The sequence below is a fragment of the Amycolatopsis sp. NPDC051071 genome (assembly GCF_040682875.1).
Taxonomy (GTDB): domain Bacteria; phylum Actinomycetota; class Actinomycetes; order Mycobacteriales; family Pseudonocardiaceae; genus Amycolatopsis.
Map to the genome: position 1 here is coordinate 13,900 of NZ_JBFBBY010000035.1, position 18,540 is coordinate 32,439.

Below are 18,540 nucleotides of genomic sequence, written 5' to 3' on the forward strand. Positions count from 1 at the left end.
CGTCGCATGAGCAGGCGCACTGTGCTGAATGATCCGCTCGCGAGCTCGCTCATCGGCGCACCGCCACGGCGACCAGATCGAGGCCGGCGTCGAGGTCTTCGCCGTGGATCGCGAAATCCGCGGCTTGAATGCCTTCGACGTCGGCGAGCAGTTCCGGTGGCCAGGTCGCCTGGCCGGGCAGTTGCCCCATCACGACGTCGAGCTGGGCGTCGATGATCGAACCGCCGTACTTCGCGTCGAGTTTCGCGACGCCCTCACCGTGGTGGAGGCCGTGCAGCGTCTCGACCTCGAACCCGGCGTCACGCAGCATCCCGTCCAATTCGGACGGTGCGAGTTCCCTGGTGTGGTACGGGTTGAGCGGGGTGTCGCTGTCCGGGGTGAAGGTCAGCCTGTTGGGCGTGGTGACGATCAGCCGCCCGCCGGGCGCGAGCACACGGCGGCATTCGGCGAGGAACGCGGCCTGGTCCCAGAGGTGTTCGATCACCTGGAAGTTGGCGACGACCTCGACAGAGGCGTCCCGCAGCGGCAGGAACACCAGGTTCGCCCTTGCCACGCCGATGCCGGGATAGCGGCGGGCGACGTGCTCGATGGTGGGGACGTCGTAGTCGAGGGCGAGCACCCGCTCGGCGACGGTGGCGATGAGCCCGGCGCCGTAGCCCTCGCCGCAGCCGGCCTCCAGGACGACCTTGCCCGCGCACAGCGGCAGGAGCCGGTGGTACGCGGCCTCATGGCGGCGGTACCAGTAATTCTCCTCGGCGATGCCGGGCACGGTGCGCTCACCGGTGAGATGCAGTGCTTCGGCCCTGGTGGCTGGGGTGGTCACGCCGCGACCCTACCGGCCGGTCACTTGCGGATGAGCGAGGTGAACCCGTAGTGGGGCCAGTGTCACCGCATGTTTCACCGTTGTCCCTAGTGGGTGTCGGTTTTCGAAGGGGCTTCCAGCCTGTCAAGGAGCGTGATCGCCAGGCTCTTGAACTCTTGATGGCATCGCTGCACCAAAGTCTGGGTGCTACCGAGCGCGCCGTCCGCCGAGCGCAGATCGAACATCGGCTTCCGCGCGTCGTGGGCCAAGGGCATCAGGCTTTGATAGTTCCTGAGCGTTGCTATCTCGTACTGTTCGCCGGTCGACGCGTTGTCACCGATCACTTGCGTGTCGTAGACGCCAGGGATGCGGTCCAGCCAGCGCCGGTACGCCTTGACAGGTCGGTCCAGGCGCATCACAGGTTGCATGATCACGTAGCCCAGCGGGGTCATGCTGCCGCTGGGAGCCGAGATGTTCGCCGGGATGTGCGGCTTGATGTTGCGTTGCCAGCTTCTCCGCCAACCACGCAGCGTGGGGCCGAGGTTGTGCAGTCCTCTAAGGGAGAACAGATCGGCTGACAAGGGGGTCAGTACAGTATCGGCCGAGAGCAACGCGGCGCGGTTGATCGCGCCCAGGTTCGGGCCGACATCGATGAGAACGATATCTGCTTGTACGTTCTCCCGGGTGCTCTCGATCAGTCGGTGGAACGCGGTCATTACCCGTAAAGCCGCGTTGTCACCTTCAAAGCATCTGAACCAGCTCTCCGAGAGCTTGTCTTCGAAACCGCTGAGTTCCAGGTCCCCTGGCATCAACCAGAGGTTGTCCTTGATCTGGACCGGGCTCTGATGCGCTATGTCACCCAAGCCCTCCCGAATGGGGGCCAGCGCGGTCGCGATAGTGCCGGAATCAGACGTTACCGGTCCGAATAATTTGGCCTGTGTGTCGGTGACAGCGGGCCAAGCCGGGCTCTGCGGTTCGTCCCACAGAATCGCGAGATCGTCCTCTTCGAGAAACTCCGCGGTCAGATTCGACTGAGGGTCGAGGTCCACGGCCAGCACTCGCCGGCCTAGCCGCTGGAGCATATGGGCCAAGTGATAGGTCAGAGTGGTCTTTCCGACGCCACCCTTGTTGTTGAACATGGCCACCGAGGTCATGAGGCCCTCCGCAGGGTGACCGACCAGGATGAAGAGTCCACCGCGAACTCGGGGGCCGGATTTCCATTCCGGGCGAGGGCGGTGCGAATTCGCCCGATTCCGCGCCCGAAACGGTTGACGTAACCGAGTGATTTCATCGCGGCCGCCAGTGACGGGTTCCGGTAGTCGTTGACCCGGTCGAAGTTGTCCGCGCGTACCTGGCCGAAAGGTCCTCCTGGGTTGGTGACTTCGATACGGTCATCGAACCAGGCCACTCGGACCGGCGCATGGGAACTCTCGTAGTTGCGATGCATGATCGCGTTCATGCAGACCTCGCGCAGCGCATCGAAGGGATAGTCCGGCTTCTGTTCTTCCCGGAACCCGGGCCCCTCTGCCAAACGAGTATGGAGATGGCCACGGAGGACGGCTCCCAGTCGTGTGGCGGTGCCGATCAAATTCGCCCGCATTTCCTGGTCATCCGCGATCGCCGCGTCCAGATCGAGCCCGCGATAGCGGACGAATTGCACATATGCGCCAGGGACGAAGCCGCTGGGGTCGAGCCCCAGTACCAGGAGACCCAGGACTGTCGGGGTGCCTTGAAGATCGGCGAGCCGCAGCGAGGCCAGTTGCTGTTCCGGAGTACGGCCGTTCTCGTCGATTACTTCCGGCGCGACTATCGAGGGGAGGTAGTCGGAACGGAAGAGCGGCAGGTCGAGATCGTCCAACTTGGCGATGTCGACCGGGCGGCTGTCGTAGGGAAGGTCGGTGGCCCGGCGGCGTTCGCTGAGGACTCGCTCGTCGTCCCGCGTTGCCTTGCGAGTCGTGGGACCCGGGCGGACCCAGGTGATGCCTTTGTACCGGACGGGCGGAGTCGCTGAGGCTCGCACCTTGATGTGCACGATCGGCTTGCCGCCGTACTCGGCGGCTTCGATGGTCATCGACGGGCGGTCCAGGATCTGACCGTCCTCGCGAAGGTCGGTGTAGCGCAGAAGCTCGGCGTCACTTGTATCGACGTCGTCGACAGGTGCCCCGTGCTTGTCGACTCCGATGAGCAGGTGCCCGACGCGCTTCTGCGCGAGGTCGTTGGCCAGCGCGCAGATCGCCTTCCGAAGCACGTCCCGATCCTTGCCGGACTGCTTGAACTCCAGGTTGACCGTCTCCTGGGTACCCAGCAGTTCGGCGAGATCCTTGGTCATAACCAACATAATCGCAGACCAGATCTTCGAAGCACGCGCGCCGCGCGGCGGTGTCACGTTTCGCGGCGCCGCACAGTCCAGAGGGCATGCAACGGACAATCACCCGCGTACTGCTCGCCCTCTTCGGTCTCATCGAACTGCCGGTCGGCCTGTGGCCGCTGCTCAGCCCGGACGGCTTCTACCGGGACTTCCCCGGGTTCCGCACCGGCTGGGTCGCCATGGACGGCCCCTTCAACGAGCACCTGCTCCGCGACTTCGGTGGGCTCAACCTGGCCCTTTCCGCCCTCCTGATCGGTGCCGCCGTGATCGGGACGACCGCCGTGGCGAGGCTCGCGGCGCTCGCGACCTTCCTCTTCGGACTCCCGCATTTCCTCTACCACCTTGGCCACATCTCGCATTTCGAGCCGGTGGACCAGGTGCTCATCGTCGCGACGACGGCGCTGGGCGCGGTGCTTCCCGTGCTACTCGTCCTGATCCCCGGGAAGCGAACTACACCGGCGACACCGTGATGCCGATGGCACCCGGGCCGAGGTGGGCGCCGAGGATCATGCTCGCGTCGGCCAGGGTGCTGTCGACCAGATGAGGCAGCCGTGCCCGCAGCCGTCCGCCGATTTCGAGGTCGCGTTCGCCCGCGCCGAAGCGGGTGATGGCGATCTCGACGTCCTGATCACCCGCGCAGTCCACCGCGAGGTCGACGAGTTTGGTGATCGCCCGGCGCTGCCCCGGCACGCGGGTCAGCGGTGAGACCTCGCCGTTCTTCAGCGTCAGCAGGGGTTTGATCGAGAACGCCGAGCCGAGGAAGGCCTGCGCCGCGCCGATCCGGCCACCGCGCCGCAGGAACTCCAGCGTGTCGACGTAGAGGATTTCCCGGCTGGCGCGGAACCGGCGTTCGGCCGCGTCGATGACCCGGGTGGCCTGCCCGCCCGCCGCGGCGACCTTGGCCGCCGAGGTCGCCGCGAAACCGAGGCTCATCCCGGTGGTCCCGCTGTCGAGGACGTGCACCGGGACGCTCACCTGCTGCGCGGCCTCGCGGGCGGCGTTCACGGTTTCCGACATCCGGCCGGAGATGTGGATGCTCACGATGGCCGAGGCACCCTTGCTCGCGGCCTCCTGGAACGCCCAGAAGAACGCCCCGACCTCGGGTGGCGCGGTTTTCACCGGGGTACCGGCGCGCAGTTCGCCGATGACTTCGTCGCGGTCGTAGCGGTTCTCTTCGTCGAACTGGTCTCCGACCTGCAATTGGACCTGAACGACGCCGATTCCCCAGCGTTCGGCGACCGACGGGGGGAGGCAGGCGGTCGAGTCCGTGATCACGGCGACAGGGCCGGGCATGGAACGCATGGTGCGGCAGGTTAACCCGTCTCCCCCGCCAGGAGTACCCCCGAGTACGGCCGTTCGGCTTAGTCGCCATGTCACATTCACTTCCGGGTGAAAAACCTGGACGATGGTCCCATTAAAGCGTGCATCCAGGTGAATGAGGTCACCTCACCGGGCCACGGCGTGGAAATGGCCCTAATCTACCGGCCAGTAGAGCTGTTGCCCCGTGGCCGACGCCGGCCACCAACGGGAGGTCGAAGTAGACCCATGACGAACATCGTTGTCCTGGTCAAGCAGGTACCGGACACCTACTCGGAGCGGAAGCTCTCCGGTGCCGACAACACTCTTGACCGCGAATCCGCCGACGCCGTGCTCGACGAGATCAACGAGAAGGCCGTCGAAGAAGCCCTGAAGATCAAGGAAGCCGGCGAGGGCGAGGTCACCGTCGTCTCGGTGGGTCCCGACCGCGCGACCGACGCGATCCGCAAGGCTTTGTCCATGGGTGCCGACAAGGCCATCCACGTCTCCGACGCCGCGCTCCACGGCTCCGACGCGATCGCCACCGCCAAGGTTCTGGCCGCCGCGATCGCGAAGGTCGAAGGCTTCGACCTGGTCATCACCGGTAACGAGGCCTCCGATGGCCGCGGTGGCGCCGTGCCGGCGATCATCGCCGAGCTGCTCGGCCTGCCGCAGCTGACCCACGTGAACGAGCTGACCGTCGACGGCACCTCGATCAAGGCCGACCGCTACACCGAGGACGGCGTCACGCACCTCGAAGCGAGCCTGCCCGCGGTGGTGAGCGTCGGCGAGAAGATCAACGAGCCGCGTTACCCCTCCTTCAAGGGGATCATGGCCGCGAAGAAGAAGCCGGTCGAGACGCTGACCGTCGCGGACCTGGGCCTGGACGCGAGCGAGGTCGGCCTCGGCAACGCCTGGTCGTCGGTGCTCGAAGCCTCCCCGAAGCCGCCGCGCACCGCCGGTGAGCGCGTCGAGGACGAGGGTGACGGCGGCAGCAAGGTCGCCGCCTACCTGGTCGCGCAGAAGCTCGTCTGAGACAGGTTCGAGGAGGAATAGGGAAATGGCTGAAGTACTCGTCCTCGTCGACCACGTCGACGGTGAAGTCAAAAAGGTCACGCTCGAGCTGCTGACCGCCGCTCGCGAACTGGGTGAGCCGTCCGCGGTCGTCGTCGGCCCGACCGGCACCGCCGCCAAGGCGAAGGAAGCCCTCGCCGCGCACGGCGCCGCGAAGGTGTACGTCGCCGAGGGCGACAACGCCACCGGCTTCCTGGTCACCCCGAAGGTGGACGTCCTCGCCGCGCTGGCGGAGCGGACCTCCCCGGCCGCCGTGCTCGTCGCGGCCACCGCCGAGGGCAAGGAGGTGTCCGCTCGCGTCGCGGTCCGCCTCGGCTCCGGTCTGCTCTACGACGCCGTCGGTGTGAACAGCGACGGCTCGGTCGACCAGTCCATCTTCGGTGGCGCGTTCTCCATCAAGGCCAAGGCCACCAAGGGCGTCCCGGTCATCTCGGTCCGCCCCGGCGCGGTCGAGGCGACCCAGGCCGACGGCGCGGCCGCCGAGGAGACCGTCGAGGTCCCCGCCGGCGACCCGGCGAAGTCCGCCAAGATCACCGGTGTCGAGCCGATCGTCGGCGGCGACCGGCCGGAGCTGACCGAGGCCTCGGTCGTCGTCTCCGGTGGCCGCGGTGTCGGCTCTGCCGACAAGTTCGACGTCGTCGAGGCGCTCGCCGATTCGCTCGGTGCCGCCGTCGGCGCTTCCCGCGCCGCCGTCGACTCGGGCTACTACCCGGCGCAGTTCCAGGTCGGCCAGACCGGTAAGACGGTCTCGCCGCAGCTGTACATCGCGCTGGGCATCTCCGGCGCGATCCAGCACCGCGCCGGTATGCAGACCTCGAAGACCATCATCGCGGTCAACAAGGACGCCGAGGCGCCGATCTTCGAAATCGCCGACTTCGGTGTGGTGGGCGACCTGTTCAACGTCGCGCCGCAGCTGACCGAAGAGGTCAAGAAGCGCAAGGGCTGAGCTTCATCCTGAAGAGGGGCCGCCCGGGATCGTCCCGGGCGGCCCCTTTTCTGTGACCCGAAAGTGATCTTCGGAGCCTGAGAGAAGCCTGAGAACCCGCAATTAACTGAACGTGCACTATTCGGCCATCGGGCGCATTTTCGTTGGTACCCCGTGAGGGGTAGACCTTGTTCATGACGACGTCACAGCTCCTCGTCAGTACTGACCAGGCAGGTGTCGAACTCCCGGCCGACGCGCCGCGTTATTCACTCCTCGTCGCCAATGGAAACGAGGAAGTCGTTGCGGCGCAACGACTTCGCTATCAGGTGTTCGCCGAGGAAATGGGGGCGAAGCTCAATTCTCCCGTACCCGGTCTCGACGTCGACTACTTCGACGAGTTCTGCGATCACCTCGTGGTGCGGGACGACAACACCGGCGAGATCGTGGGTACGTACCGCATGTTGCCGCCCGATCGGGCGGTGCGGGCCGGGAAGTTGTACTCCGACAGCGAATTCGATCTCACGGCGCTCGGCTCGCTGCGTCCTTCGCTGGTCGAGACGGGTCGCTCATGCGTGCATCCCGACCACCGCAGCGGCGCCGTCGTGAGCCTCGTGTGGGCGGGGATCGGCCGGTACATGCTGCTGGCGGGCCACCGGTACCTCGCGGGCTGCGCGTCCGTGCCGCTGGCCGACGGCGGCGGCTCCGCGGCCGGCGTCTGGGATCTCCTGCGCACCAAGCACTACGCGGACGAGTCGCTCCGCGTCACGCCGCTGAACCCGTGGCGGACCGAGGGCGTCGAGCGGCCGCCGCGGGCGATCCTGCCGCCGCTCATCAAGGGCTACACGCGCCTGGGTGCGAAGACCTACGGCCCGCCCGCGCTCGACGCGGATTTCGGTGTCGCGGACTTCTTCGTCCTGCTGGATCTGCACAACGTCGACGAGCGGTATCTCAAGTTCTTCCTGGGAGAGCAGGGATGACCCACGGCTGGATGCCGAAGTCGCCGTGCGGCGACGGATGCCTGACCGACGGGGCGCCCACGGTGGCGTTCCCGCGGCGTGTCCTGCGCTTCGGCGCGGCGATCGGCGTCCTCTTCGGCGCCTTCCTGAGCGCGCCGCTGGTGCTCGTGCTGCGAGGCATGCCCCGGGAACGGTTGGTGCGCCTGCTGTCCGTCGGCATCCTGCGCTCGTTCGGGGTACGACTTGTGGTGCGCGGCGACGACCGTTTCCGCGCCGTGCCCGGCCGCGGCGCGCTGGTGGTGAACAACCACATCTCGTGGCTGGACATCATCGCGGTCAACGCCATCCAGCCGATGCGGGCGCTGGCGAAGAAGGAGGTCGGCGCCTGGCCGGTGCTCGGCCTGCTGGTGCGTCGTGGTGGCAGCATCTTCCTCGACCGCGAGAACCTGCGCGGCCTGCCCGCGACAATGGGCGAACTCGCCGACGCGATGCGCGGCGGATCACTCGTCAGTGTGACGCCGGAAGGCACCACCTGGTGTGGCCTGGCATCGGGACGGTTCCGCTCCGCGACGTTCCAGGCCGCGATCGACGGCGGTGTCCCGGTGCGGCCCCTGGCCCTGCGGTTCCGGCTCGCCGACGGGCGGGAGACGACGCAACCGGCGTTCATCGGGACGGAGTCGCTCATCGCTTCGCTGCGGCGGGTCGCGGCCTTGCGCGGTCTCGTGCTGGAAGTGCACGTGTGCCCGGAAATCGCGCCCGGTAAGGCTTCGGACCGGCGGGAACTGGCTTCGCTGGCGGAATCCGCCGTGCAGGCGGCGCTCGGCCGGGTGCAGATCCCCGCGCAAACGCGGCGGCGCACCCGACCGGCCGAACTGAGACGAGGGGGTCTTCGGGAGTCACGAGTGGCGATTCGTGCTCTTGAGGGTAGGGCAAACGGTGGCGCCTTCGGGCGAGATGGTGCCTGAGTGGCGCGGCACCGCACTCGCGTGCTTGGAGACGTAACTCGCGTGCTTGAAGACGCATCTCGCGTGCTCAGAGACGTAACTCGCGTGCTTAGAGACGTAACTCGCGTGCTCAGACTCCGCACACCGAGTTCGGCATTCAGGCACGTGAGTTACGTGCTTAAGCACGCGAGTTACGGGTTCAGTGTTGGCTGCGAACCCGGCAAGCAGGCCGGTCTACCCATCGAGAGAACCAGAATCGCCACTCACGACCCTGCGACCGGGGGCGACCGGGGCGGCCGGACGCGACGGGGGACCGGACGCGACGGAGGACCGGACGCGACGGGGGGCGACCGCAGCGCGTCGGCTCAGTTGGTGACCAGCGTGATCTTCCCGCCCGCGTGCCCGGTCACGCTTTCCCGGTGCGCCTCGGCGACTTCGGCGACATCGGCGAGCCCGTAGCTTGACCCCAGCTTGATCTTCAGCTCCCGCGAGACGAGATCCTCGAGCACCGCAGCGGTTTCCGAGCCCGAGGCCGAGAACCGCAGTCCCTGCGCGAACGCGGCCGGGTCGGCGATGGTGATCAGCCGGTCGGATGAGCCGAGCAGGTCGACGGAATCACCCAGTACGCCGAATCCGGCCGCGTCGAACACCGCGTCCACCCCGCCCGGGGCCACCGAGCGGACTCGCGACACCCAGCCGTCGCCGTACTGGACCGGCAGCGCGCCCAGCGCCTTGACCTCGTCGAGAGACGAGGCTCCGGCGAGTCCGACGACGGTGGCCCCCAGCGCGACGGCGGCTTGCGTCGCCACTCGGCCGACCTGCCCGCTCGCCCCGTGGATCACGATCGTCTCGCCCGGCTTGACCTCGAGTTCGCCCAGCACCCGCAACGCCGTCTCGCCGGCGATGGGCAGCGCGGCGGCCTCGGACCACGAAAGCCCGGCGGGCTTGCGGATGACGTTGGTAGCCAGTGCGTACTCCGCGTACGCCCCGGTGTCGGACCAGCCGAAGACCTCGTCCCCGACGGCGAATTCCGTGCCCTCGCCCACCGCGTCCACCACACCGGCCAGTTCCAGGCCGAGGATATGCGGGAATTCCAGCGGCCGGGCCTCCGCCATGGCACCGGAGCGAAGCTTCCAGTCGATCGGGTTGACGCCCGCCGCCTTGACCGCGACCCGCACCTGACCCGGGCCGGGTTCCGGCGCCGGGACCTCCGCCAAGCGCAGGACGTCCGGTTCGCCGTATTGGGTGATGGTGATCGCTCGCATTTTCGACTCCTTCGGGATTTCTTCGTCGCGATCAGTCAACCGCCGCCCGCATGTCGCCCGAACCAGTCGGACGAGCAGTGTTCACTAGCCGGGAGAGCAGCGCCCCCGCCTCGGCGCGCGCCTACTGTGGACTCATGGACGAGTGGTCGGATCCGCTGTACGTGCTGGGCCAGGTCGAGCACATGCTCGCCGCCCCGCGCCCCGAACTCCTGTCGCGGTTCTCCGCGACGGTCGCGGCCGTCTTGCCGCACCGGGCCGCCGCCATGGAGACCGGCGACTGCGCCCGTCTGCCGGTCAAGGTCGACGGCGACCCGGCGATCACCGGCGCGGGTGACCAGTGCGGAACTCCAGCGGCTCGCCCTGCTCGGCGTACCCGGCGAGGCCGTCGTGGCCGACGCGGCGCTCGGCGGGGAACAGCGGAAGCTGGTCATCCTGACTTCGGCGCCGGTGGTCGGCAAGGGCGCGGCCATCGCGCTCGTCCTCACCGATCCCGAGCCGGGGGCGGGTCCGCTCGGGGTCGCCGCCAAGCTGTGGGACATCGTCAGCGTCAACGCCGCCCAGCGCGCCACCGATCCCGAACCGGCGGTACTGGAGAGCAATATCGCCGCCGCGACCGCGCGGGCGCGGACGATCACCGATCTGGGGCAGACTCACGCGACGACGCTGGCGTCGTTGCTTTCGGTGCTGCGCTCCCGCCAGCTCGGCGACGCCGCCGCCCGGCAGACCGCGATCGACCTCGCCGCGGCCGCGCTCGTGGACCTGCGCTCGGTCGCCGATCGTGATCAGCTGCTCTCGGCGGAACCGGCGTCCGCGGCGTTCGACCTCCTCTCGACGCAGCTCGAACCCTTCCTGCGGCACGACGACGTCACCGTCGACCTCGCCGGGCCCGGCGACGACCGGCCACTCCCGCAGGACATCGCGCACACCGCCCGCACTGTCACCCGCGGGCTGGTGCTCGCCGCGGCGCTGGAGCGCGGCAGCACCCGCGTCCGGGCGTCCTGGCGGATCGACGACCGGTTCCTCCGGATCACCGTCCGCGACGACGGCCCGGACATCGCCCGTGCGGTGCCCGCCGCCGGTCTCACCGAGCGGATCACCCCGCTCGGCGGCCGCTGGGAAGTCGACGCCGTGCCCGGCTGGGGTGCCACGATCACCGCGGTCCTGCCGCTGGGTGTCCAGGAAATGCCGGAACCGCGCCCGCTGGACAAGCTGAACTCACGCGAACTCGAGGTTCTCGCCGGGATCGCACGCGGCAAGCGGAACCGGCAGATCGCCGAAGAGCTGCAGCTGACCGAGCACACGGTGAAGTTCCACGTGCGGAAGATCCTCGGGAAACTCGAGGTCACGTCGCGCGGCGAGGCCGCCGTGGTGGCGCGGGAGCTGCGGCTGGAGTCCGTGTCCTGACCGGCGGCTTGACCTCCACCTGAGTGGAGGTCGCACGCTTCTCGTATGACGATCACTGGGGACGAAACCAAGCCGAAGGGCGTGCTCTGGACACCGGAGCACCGCGTGCCCACGATCGGGCTGCTGCTCATGGTCACGCTCATCGCGTTCGAGAGCATGGGTGTCGCCACCGCGATGCCGACGATGGTGGCCGACCTCGACGGCCTGGCGCTGTACGCCTGGCCCTTCACCACTTTCCTGGTCGCGAGCGTGGTCGCGACCGTCCTTTCCGGACGCCTCGGTGATCGCAAGGGTCCGGCGCCCGCGTTGCTGGCCGGTACCGCGTTGTTCGCCGTCGGGCTGCTGGTGGCCGGGCTCGCGCAGGATATGGCGCTGCTCCTGCTCGGCCGGGGATTGCAGGGTTTCGGTTCCGGTCTGCTGATGGTCTCGGTGTCCCTGCTGATCGCACTCACCTTCAGCGACCGCGAACGCCCGGTGATCTACGCCGCCAACGCCGCCGCGTGGGTGCTGCCCGCGGTGATCGGGCCCTCGATCGCGGGGGTGGTGACCGTGAGCGTCGGCTGGCGCTGGGTGTTCCTCGGCCTGATCCCGCTGACCGGGATCGGGCTCGCGTTGCTGGTCGTCGTCGCGGGCAAGCTGCCGGTCCACGTACCCGGCGAGTCCGCCGTCCGCGCCGGGGTGGTGCCCGCGGTGATCGCCGCGCTCGGCGTCGCCGCGCTCACCTGGGCGGCGCAGCATCCGTCGCTGGTGGCGCTGGCGTACGGCGTCGCGGGGCTCGTCGCACTGGCGTACGCGCTCCGCAAACTCCTGCCCGCCGGCACGCTGACGTCGCGGCCGGGGTTGCCGACAGTGATCGCCTCCCGCGCGCTGATCGCCGGCGCGTACGCCGGGATGGAGGCCTATCTGCCGCTCACGATGAGCGAGGTCCACGGCTACAGCCCCGCGTTCGCCGGGCTGCCGCTGACGGTGACCGCACTCGGCTGGTCGGCGGGGTCGATGCTGCAGGGCCGCTTCCTCGACTGGTCGCGCGAAGCGTCGCTGAGGGCCGGGTTCGCGCTGGTCGCGACCAGTTTGGCGATCTTCGCCGTCGTACCGTTGCCCTCGTTCCCCGGCTGGATGGCGTTCGTCGCGTCCGCGATCGGCGGCGCCGGGATGGGGATCGCGATGCCCGCGATCTCGGTGCTGCTGCTGCGTTACTCGCCGGAGGCCGAACGCGGGTTCAACACCTCGGCGATGCAGCTCGATGACTGGGTCGGCTCGGCCCTGACCATTGGTTTGGGTGGCGTCCTGCTCGCTTCGCTGGCCTCCGCGAAGGAGCCTTCGGTCGCGATCTTGGTGCTGTCGGTGCTGCTGACCGGCCTCGCCCTGCTCGGGGTCCGGCTGACCGGCCGGTGGCCGTCGGATATGAGCGCCGCCACCCGGTGACGAGGGTGGGCTTGGTCACGGCCCGGAGCGGTCTACCCTGGTGGATGCGATGACCTATCTCGACCACGCGGCGACCACCCCGATGTTGCCCGAAGCCGTAGCGGCGATGTCCGAGGCGCTGTCCACAGTGGGCAACGCCTCCGCGCTGCATTCCTCGGGGCGCCAGGCCCGCCGCCGGGTCGAAGAAGCCCGTGAGGTGATCGCCGAGGCGCTGGGTGCCCGGCCGTCCGAGGTGATCTTCACCAGTGGCGGCACGGAGAGCGACAACCTCGCGGTCAAGGGCATCTTCTGGGCCCGCAACGACGAGGATCCGAAGCGCCGCCGGGTGCTCTGCAGTGCCGTCGAGCACCACGCCGTCCTCGATTCCGTCGAATGGCTGGAGCAGCACGCGGGCGCCGAGATCGTCTGGGTCGAGGTCGACGAAGCGGGCCGCGTCCTGCCGGAGACCTTGCGTGAAGCCATCGGGGACAGCCCCGAGACGGTCGCGCTGGCCACCGTGATGTGGGCGAACAACGAGGTCGGCACGGTCAACCCGATCGCCGAACTCGCCGCCGTCTGCGCCGAGCACGCGATCCCGCTGCACACCGACGCCGTCCAGGCCGTCGGTGCGGTGCCGGTCGGTTTCGCGGAGAGCGGTGCCGCCGCGCTGACCCTGACCGCGCACAAGCTGGGCGGCCCGTACGGCGTCGGCGCGCTGCTGCTCGGGCGCGACACGGCGTGCGTCCCGGTGCTGCATGGTGGTGGGCAAGAACGCAGTGTGCGTTCGGGCACGCTCGACGTCCCCGCGGTGATCGCGTTCGCGACGGCCGTGAAGGCGACCGTCGAAGGCCGTGAGGAGTACGCCAAACGCGTCACCGAACTGCGCGACGACCTGATCGAGGCCGTCCGACGCGAGGTGCCGGACGCGGTGCTCAACGGCGGCGAGGGCGAGCGCCTGCCGGGGCACGCCCACTTCACCTTCCCCGGTTGCGCGGGTGACAGCCTGTTAATGCTGTTGGACGCCAAGGGCATCGAATGTTCCACTGGATCGGCGTGCACGGCGGGTGTCGCGCAGCCGAGCCACGTGCTGCTGGCCATGGGTGCCGAACCGGCGGCCGCGCGCGGGTCGCTGCGGTTCTCGCTCGGGCATACCTCGGTGCCGGAAGACGTTGAAGCGGTTTCGAGGGAGATCTCCGGCGTCGTCGACAGGGCGAGGCAGGCGGGGCTCGCGGGAATGCGCAAGCAGACGCAGAAGCAAGAGGTGTGAGGGAAATGCGCGTACTGGCCGCGATGAGCGGGGGAGTGGACTCGGCGGTGGCCGCCGCACGCGCCGTGGACGCCGGGCACGAGGTCGTCGGCGTGCACCTGGCGCTGTCGGCGAAGCCCGGCACGCTGCGCACCGGCTCCCGCGGCTGCTGCACGATCGAGGATTCGGGAGACGCGCGACGCGCGGCCGACATCCTCGGCATCCCCTTCTACATCTGGGACTTCGCCGAGCGGTTCACCGAAGAGGTCATCGAGACCTTCGTCGGCGAGTACGCCGCCGGCCGCACGCCGAACCCGTGCGTCACCTGCAATGAGAAAATCAAGTTCGAAGCGTTGCTGGACAAGGCGATGGCGCTCGGTTTCGACGCCGTCGCCACCGGGCACTACGCTCGCCTGTCCCTTGTGGACGGTGTACCGGAGCTGCGGCGCAGTGTCGACTCCGGCAAGGACCAGTCATACGTGCTGGCGTCGCTGACCCCGGAGCAGCTGCGGCATTCGCTGTTCCCGCTGGGCGATTCGTGGAAGACCGACGTCCGCGCCGAGGCCGAGAGCCGCGGCCTTTCGGTGGCGAACAAGCCGGACAGTCACGACATCTGCTTCATCCCGGACGGCGACACCAAGAACTTCCTGGAGAAGCGGCTCGGCCAGCGTCCCGGTCAGCTCGTCGACGCCGAGACCGGCGCCGTGCTCGGTGAGCACACCGGCGTGCACGGCTTCACCATCGGCCAGCGCAAGGGCCTCGGCATCGAGGCGCCCGCGCCGGACGGCCGTCCGCGCTACGTGCTTTCGCTGGAGCCGGTTTCGGGCACCGTGAAGGTCGGTTCGGCGCGGGACCTCGGCGTGAACGTGATTGAGGCGGACCGCCCGATCTGGCCGAGCGAACGGCCGCTGGACGGGCCCACCGAATGCGTCGTCCAGGTGCGCGCGCACGGCGGGATCGTCGAGGCCGTCGCCGAGGTCGAGGGCGACGAGGTGACCGTGCAGCTGCGGGAGCCGCTGACCGGTGTCGCACCCGGCCAGGTCGTCGTGCTGTATCGCACCGATGCCGCCGAAGGCGACCTCGTCCTCGGCAGCGCGAAGATCTCCGGCACCCGCTGACCCCCTCCGCAATTAGTCCTCTGGTTGCGGTCCTTGCGCGTGCGACTGTCAAGCCTGGCGTGACCGCGGATATGTCTATAAAGCCGCGGACAGCGACACGCGGGTGAGGGTCAGAACTTCAGTTTGAAGCCGGTGTGGCTTGCCTCGAAGCCGAGGCGTTCGTAGAACCGGTGCGCGTCCACGCGTTTCACGTCGGACGTCAGCTGGACGAGCGCGCAGCCCCGCCGCCGTGACTCCTCGATCGCCCACGCCATCAGTTCGCCGCCGAGCCCGGAACCACGATGGCTCGCCCGCACCCGGACGGCCTCGATCTGCCCGCGCAGCGCGCCTTTCCGCGCCAGCCCCGGAATGATCGTGAGCTGCAGCGTGCCGACGGTCTCCCCGGCGTCGTCGGCGACGACCAGCAGTTGCGCCGGATCGGCGTCGATCTCTTCGAAGGCCTTGAGGTACGGCGTGAGGTCGTCGGCGGAATCACGTGTGCTGCCGATCTGGTCGTCGGCGAGCATGCCGACGATCGCCGCGACGTCTTCCTGGCGGGCTGGACGGATGATCATGAGGCGTAGTGTCGCACCCCGTCGGTCTCGGTCGCGGTGAGTTTCCCTTGGGCCACCAGCAGATCCAGATGCGAACCGGTTTCGAGGACGGCGAGCATCTGGTTGAACGGGTCCATCTCGGGAAGCTTCCGCAGCCTGCGCGTCCAGCCAAGCCGGATGGCGACTTCGTACGCCGTCGTGACGTCCGGGGTGATCTCCGCGCCCATGACTTCGAGCCGGTCACGGTGGTGCTCCAGCAGTTCGTCCACCCGGGCGTGGACGCTGTCGGTCACGCGGCCGTGAGCGGGGAGCATGCGCCTGTCCGGCATCTCACGCACCAGGCGCAACGAGTCGAGGTAGTCGCTTAGCGGCAGGTCGGCGGGCACCGGCTGGAACCCGATCGACGGCGTGATGTGCGGCAGCACGTGGTCGCCGGAGAACAGCAGACCGGCCTCGTCGTCGGCGAAGACGACGTGTCCGGCGGTGTGCCCCGGCGTATGCACGATGTCGAACTTGCGGCCGGGCACGATCTCACGCCTGCCGGGGATGAGCCACTCGTCCGGCTGCTCCCACAGATGCGCCTCGGTATGCCGGACGCCGCCGAACGCCTTGGCGAGTTCTTCGACCACGGGCGCCGCGCCGCAGCGGTTGAGCAGATCGACCTGCGCCTCCATCGGGAACCGGTCCGGATCACCCGAGCGCGTCAGCGACGGCTCTTCCAGCTTCCCGAGCCCGACTTTCCCGCCGAACTCGCGACGCAGCTCGACGGCCAGCGTGTAGTGGTCGCGGTGGACGTGGGTGATCAGGAACTCGTCGATGTCGCCGAGGTCGGCGCCGAGCGCCTTCAGTCCGCGCGAAAGCCGCTCGCGTGCCGACTCCAGCGCCCAGCCCGAGTCGACGAGGACCAGGCGGGTGCCGTCAGTGACGACGTAGACGTTGACCGCGCGCAACGCGTCGTGGGGCAAGGGCAGCGGGATCCGATGGACCCCCGGCGAAACCGTGTAGACGCCTGGTTCGGCCCAGTCCCGTTCGCCGTCTTCGGGCAACGGCTCCATGGTGACCTCCGTCCCGGACGCACTCCAGCGTGCCGCCCAGTTCCTCCACCTTGAGCCGCCGGAAGCCGAGTGTCCACTTGAGTGGGGTGAGACCCGCGTCACTTGCTCGTGCGTGCTTTGGGACGTGCGTTGAGTACGGCGGGTGGGGCCCGGTCCGTGAAGGACGTCAGCCACGGCGACGGCGCGTGAAGGCCCCCTTCCCTCGGCTGAGCCGAGGGAACTCGACCTTCGCAGTACATGAAGGCCCCCTTCCTTGCGCCTAGCGCAAGGAAGGGGGCCTTCCTGTACTTCCGGCGGGCAGGGCGGCGCCGGAGCGTAGGGGCCTAAGAGGTCTTTCCTTGGAGTACCGGGAGTACGTCACTGGCGACCTCTTCGAGCGTCGACTCGCGGCCGACGTAGTAATCGCCGGAGCGCGGCCAGTGCGTGACGATGTCGGTGAAGCCGAGTTCACCGGCCCGGCCGGCGGCGTCGGTGAACGCTCCGACGCTGGAGAGTGAGAAGACCGGCGCCGAGTCGAGGCTCAGGAAGCGCTGCACGCTCGCCTTGTCGCGGCCGACGGCCTCGACTCGCTCGTCGAAGGTCTTCACGAGTCCCGCGATGCCCTTCCACCACTCGTCCTGGGTTTCGGCCTTGATCCCGGTGGTGACCCAGCCCGCACCGAAGCGTGCGGCGAGCGTCATCGTGCGGGGGCCGTTCGCGGCGACCAGGAACGGCAGCCGCGGCCGCTGTACGCAGCCGGGCAGGTTCCGCGCACCCTTGGCGCGGTAGTACTCACCCTCGAAGTCGAACCCGTCGGTCATCAGGAGCCCGTCGAGCGCTTCGACGAACTCGGCGAAGCGGTCCGTGCGCTCCTTCGTCGACAGCTCCGGGCCGTCGAGGACGGCGGCGTCGTAGTGGGCCGGTGTGACACCCGCGCCGACGCCGAGGATGAAGCGGCCGTCGGAGATGTCGTCGAGGGTGGTCAGCTCACGCATGAACGGCACGGGGTGCCGCGCGACCGGCGAGGCGACGAACGTGCCGAGCCTGATCCGCGACGTCACCATCGCGGCCGCCGTCAGCGTTGGCATCGCACTGAACCACGGGCCGTCGACGAGAGTCCGCCAGCCGAGATGGTCGTACGTCCAAGCGTGGTCGAAGCCGTATTCCTCGGCGGCCCGCCATTTCGGCTCGGCCGCCCACCAACGATCTTCCGGAAGGATCACGATGCCTACGCGCACACCTGCGAAGGTACCGCGAAGCGAAGCTGCTCCTTGAGGGCGGCGGAGTACTGGTCCAGACCGACACTTCGCCCGATAGGCGGATCTTCGGGGACAATGTGCCGGTGGACAAACCCCTTCTGATCGCCTCCGACGTCGACGGCACCCTGCTCGGCCCGATGGAGGCCCTGTCCGAACGCACGATCGACATCGTCCGGCGGGTCACCGAGGACGGAGTCCCCTTCGTGCTGGTCAGCGGCCGTCCGCCGCGCTGGATCGCACCGATCGCGAATCCGCTGAACCTGACCGGGTACGCGGTCTGCGCGAACGGCGCGGTGCTGTACGAGGTCGGGACGGACCGCATCGTGGCGGTACACGGAATGCTGGAACCCACACTGCTGCACGACACCGTGAGTGCTCTTGATCACGCCCTTCCCGGCTGCCGGTACGCCGCGGAGCGGATCGGCGAGTCGGCGCTGGACCCGGAAATGCGCAACTTCGTGATCGAGCCGGACTACCACAATCCCTGGGGCGACCACGAGGGCACGGAGGCACCGAGGGCCGAGGTGCTCGGGCATCCGGCGGTCAAGCTGATGATCAGCAGGCGCGGTATGAGCTCCGACGAGATGGCGCTGGCGGCACGCGAGGTGCTCGACGGTTCGGTCGACATCACCTATTCGACGAACTCCGGTCTGATCGAGGTCGCCGCGCACGGCATCACGAAGGCGACCGGGCTGGCCGAGGTCGCCGAGCGGCTGGGCGTCCCGGCCGAACGGGTGATCGCGTTCGGCGACATGCCCAACGACGTCGAGATGCTCGGCTGGGCCGGGCACGGGGTGGCGATGGCCAACGGGCACCGCCACGTACTGGACGTCGCCGACGAGGTGACCGCGCCGAACTCCGAAGACGGCGTCGCGCAGGTACTGGAACGCTGGTTCTAGAGGGCGTGTCTGG

18 protein-coding genes are annotated in these 18,540 nt (G+C 68.6%); 10 read left to right on the forward strand and 8 right to left on the reverse strand.

Going from position 1 to position 18,540, the window contains the following annotated elements:
- Positions 1 to 49: 49 nt before the first annotated feature.
- From AB0M65_RS14540 to AB0M65_RS14550, 3 genes are all read right to left on the reverse strand, one after another.
- On the reverse strand, positions 50 to 823 hold the full coding sequence (locus AB0M65_RS14540) for a methyltransferase domain-containing protein (RefSeq protein ID WP_364026821.1): 774 nt from the start codon (positions 821 to 823) through the stop codon (positions 50 to 52).
- A gap of 86 nt (positions 824 to 909) precedes the next feature.
- Positions 910 to 1,956 carry an AAA family ATPase gene (locus AB0M65_RS14545; protein ID WP_364026824.1) on the reverse strand — a complete coding sequence of 349 codons (1,047 nt, stop codon included), beginning with the start codon at positions 1,954 to 1,956 and terminating at the stop codon, positions 910 to 912.
- On the reverse strand, positions 1,953 to 3,131 hold the full coding sequence (locus AB0M65_RS14550; protein WP_364026826.1) for an ATP-binding protein: 1,179 nt from the start codon (positions 3,129 to 3,131) through the stop codon (positions 1,953 to 1,955). Before AB0M65_RS14550 ends, AB0M65_RS14545 begins: the two co-directional genes overlap by 4 nt.
- Before the next feature lie 86 nt (positions 3,132 to 3,217).
- On the opposite strand from AB0M65_RS14550, the gene AB0M65_RS14555 reads away from it, so the two are divergent.
- Entirely contained in the window at positions 3,218 to 3,640 is a 423-nt protein-coding gene (locus AB0M65_RS14555; protein ID WP_364026829.1) for a hypothetical protein, read from the forward strand.
- Here the strand turns inward: AB0M65_RS14555 and AB0M65_RS14560 are convergent.
- Positions 3,621 to 4,472, reverse strand: a complete 852-nt coding sequence (locus tag AB0M65_RS14560; RefSeq protein ID WP_364026832.1) for a DegV family protein — start codon at positions 4,470 to 4,472, stop codon at positions 3,621 to 3,623. The two genes, AB0M65_RS14555 and AB0M65_RS14560, sit on opposite strands and share 20 nt — an antisense overlap.
- Before the next feature lie 243 nt (positions 4,473 to 4,715).
- Between AB0M65_RS14560 and AB0M65_RS14565 the strand changes: the two genes are divergently transcribed.
- From AB0M65_RS14565 to AB0M65_RS14580, 4 genes are all read left to right on the forward strand, one after another.
- Positions 4,716 to 5,501, forward strand: a complete 786-nt coding sequence (locus AB0M65_RS14565; RefSeq protein WP_364026835.1) for an electron transfer flavoprotein subunit beta/FixA family protein — start codon at positions 4,716 to 4,718, stop codon at positions 5,499 to 5,501.
- A gap of 25 nt (positions 5,502 to 5,526) precedes the next feature.
- Positions 5,527 to 6,486: an electron transfer flavoprotein subunit alpha/FixB family protein gene (locus AB0M65_RS14570; RefSeq protein WP_364026838.1), complete on the forward strand. Its 960-nt coding sequence runs from the start codon at positions 5,527 to 5,529 to the stop codon at positions 6,484 to 6,486.
- A gap of 173 nt (positions 6,487 to 6,659) precedes the next feature.
- Complete coding sequence (locus AB0M65_RS14575) at positions 6,660 to 7,442, forward strand: GNAT family N-acyltransferase (protein ID WP_364026841.1); 783 nt, start codon at positions 6,660 to 6,662, stop codon at positions 7,440 to 7,442.
- Complete coding sequence (locus AB0M65_RS14580; RefSeq protein ID WP_364026844.1) at positions 7,439 to 8,386, forward strand: lysophospholipid acyltransferase family protein; 948 nt, start codon at positions 7,439 to 7,441, stop codon at positions 8,384 to 8,386. The genes AB0M65_RS14575 and AB0M65_RS14580 overlap by 4 nt, the downstream gene beginning before the upstream one ends.
- A gap of 344 nt (positions 8,387 to 8,730) precedes the next feature.
- Here the strand turns inward: AB0M65_RS14580 and AB0M65_RS14585 are convergent, their stop codons facing one another.
- Positions 8,731 to 9,630 (reverse strand): NADP-dependent oxidoreductase, encoded by a 900-nt coding sequence (locus AB0M65_RS14585; RefSeq protein WP_364026846.1) that lies wholly within the window; start codon positions 9,628 to 9,630, stop codon positions 8,731 to 8,733.
- Between the two features lie 330 nt (positions 9,631 to 9,960).
- Here AB0M65_RS14585 and AB0M65_RS14590 point away from each other — a divergent pair, with 330 nt between their 5' ends.
- The 4 genes from AB0M65_RS14590 to mnmA are packed head-to-tail and all read left to right on the forward strand — an operon-like array spanning position 9,961 to position 14,802.
- Positions 9,961 to 11,034, forward strand: coding sequence for a LuxR C-terminal-related transcriptional regulator (locus AB0M65_RS14590; protein ID WP_364026849.1), 1,074 nt, complete (start codon positions 9,961 to 9,963; stop codon positions 11,032 to 11,034).
- A gap of 45 nt (positions 11,035 to 11,079) precedes the next feature.
- Positions 11,080 to 12,459, forward strand: coding sequence for an MFS transporter (locus AB0M65_RS14595; RefSeq protein ID WP_364026852.1), 1,380 nt, complete (start codon positions 11,080 to 11,082; stop codon positions 12,457 to 12,459).
- Between the two features lie 49 nt (positions 12,460 to 12,508).
- On the forward strand, positions 12,509 to 13,705 hold the full coding sequence (locus AB0M65_RS14600) for a cysteine desulfurase family protein (RefSeq protein ID WP_364026854.1): 1,197 nt from the start codon (positions 12,509 to 12,511) through the stop codon (positions 13,703 to 13,705).
- A 5-nt stretch (positions 13,706 to 13,710) separates the two neighbouring features.
- A complete protein-coding gene (mnmA, locus tag AB0M65_RS14605; RefSeq protein WP_364026857.1) occupies positions 13,711 to 14,802 on the forward strand; it encodes a tRNA 2-thiouridine(34) synthase MnmA in 1,092 nt (363 codons plus the stop codon).
- 110 nt (positions 14,803 to 14,912) lie between these two features.
- Here mnmA and AB0M65_RS14610 read toward each other — a convergent pair whose 3' ends face one another.
- The 3 genes from AB0M65_RS14610 to AB0M65_RS14620 form a co-directional block, all read right to left on the reverse strand.
- The gene (locus tag AB0M65_RS14610; protein WP_364026860.1) at positions 14,913 to 15,356 is read right to left on the reverse strand and encodes a GNAT family N-acetyltransferase; all 444 of its coding nucleotides are present in this window, start codon (positions 15,354 to 15,356) and stop codon (positions 14,913 to 14,915) included.
- The gene (locus AB0M65_RS14615; RefSeq protein WP_364026863.1) at positions 15,353 to 16,390 is read right to left on the reverse strand and encodes an MBL fold metallo-hydrolase; all 1,038 of its coding nucleotides are present in this window, start codon (positions 16,388 to 16,390) and stop codon (positions 15,353 to 15,355) included. Before AB0M65_RS14615 ends, AB0M65_RS14610 begins: the two co-directional genes overlap by 4 nt.
- Before the next feature lie 323 nt (positions 16,391 to 16,713).
- Positions 16,714 to 17,607 carry an LLM class flavin-dependent oxidoreductase gene (locus AB0M65_RS14620; RefSeq protein WP_364026866.1) on the reverse strand — a complete coding sequence of 298 codons (894 nt, stop codon included), beginning with the start codon at positions 17,605 to 17,607 and terminating at the stop codon, positions 16,714 to 16,716.
- Between the two features lie 119 nt (positions 17,608 to 17,726).
- On the opposite strand from AB0M65_RS14620, the gene AB0M65_RS14625 reads away from it, so the two are divergent.
- Positions 17,727 to 18,527, forward strand: a complete 801-nt coding sequence (locus tag AB0M65_RS14625) for an HAD family hydrolase (protein ID WP_364026950.1) — start codon at positions 17,727 to 17,729, stop codon at positions 18,525 to 18,527.
- Positions 18,528 to 18,540: the final 13 nt, after the last annotated feature.

Coding starts and splice junctions, on each gene's coding strand:
- AB0M65_RS14545 (WP_364026824.1), bottom strand. CDS start 1,956: ATGACCTCGGTGGCCATGTTCAACAACAAGGGTGGCGTCGGAAAGACC.
- AB0M65_RS14550 (WP_364026826.1), bottom strand. CDS start 3,131: ATGACCAAGGATCTCGCCGAACTGCTGGGTACCCAGGAGACGGTCAAC.
- AB0M65_RS14555 (WP_364026829.1), top strand. CDS start 3,218: ATGCAACGGACAATCACCCGCGTACTGCTCGCCCTCTTCGGTCTCATC.
- AB0M65_RS14560 (WP_364026832.1), bottom strand. CDS start 4,472: ATGCGTTCCATGCCCGGCCCTGTCGCCGTGATCACGGACTCGACCGCC.
- AB0M65_RS14565 (WP_364026835.1), top strand. CDS start 4,716: ATGACGAACATCGTTGTCCTGGTCAAGCAGGTACCGGACACCTACTCG.
- AB0M65_RS14570 (WP_364026838.1), top strand. CDS start 5,527: ATGGCTGAAGTACTCGTCCTCGTCGACCACGTCGACGGTGAAGTCAAA.
- AB0M65_RS14575 (WP_364026841.1), top strand. CDS start 6,660: ATGACGACGTCACAGCTCCTCGTCAGTACTGACCAGGCAGGTGTCGAA.
- AB0M65_RS14580 (WP_364026844.1), top strand. CDS start 7,439: ATGACCCACGGCTGGATGCCGAAGTCGCCGTGCGGCGACGGATGCCTG.
- AB0M65_RS14585 (WP_364026846.1), bottom strand. CDS start 9,630: ATGCGAGCGATCACCATCACCCAATACGGCGAACCGGACGTCCTGCGC.
- AB0M65_RS14595 (WP_364026852.1), top strand. CDS start 11,080: ATGACGATCACTGGGGACGAAACCAAGCCGAAGGGCGTGCTCTGGACA.
- AB0M65_RS14600 (WP_364026854.1), top strand. CDS start 12,509: ATGACCTATCTCGACCACGCGGCGACCACCCCGATGTTGCCCGAAGCC.
- mnmA (WP_364026857.1), top strand. CDS start 13,711: ATGCGCGTACTGGCCGCGATGAGCGGGGGAGTGGACTCGGCGGTGGCC.
- AB0M65_RS14610 (WP_364026860.1), bottom strand. CDS start 15,356: ATGATCATCCGTCCAGCCCGCCAGGAAGACGTCGCGGCGATCGTCGGC.
- AB0M65_RS14615 (WP_364026863.1), bottom strand. CDS start 16,390: ATGGAGCCGTTGCCCGAAGACGGCGAACGGGACTGGGCCGAACCAGGC.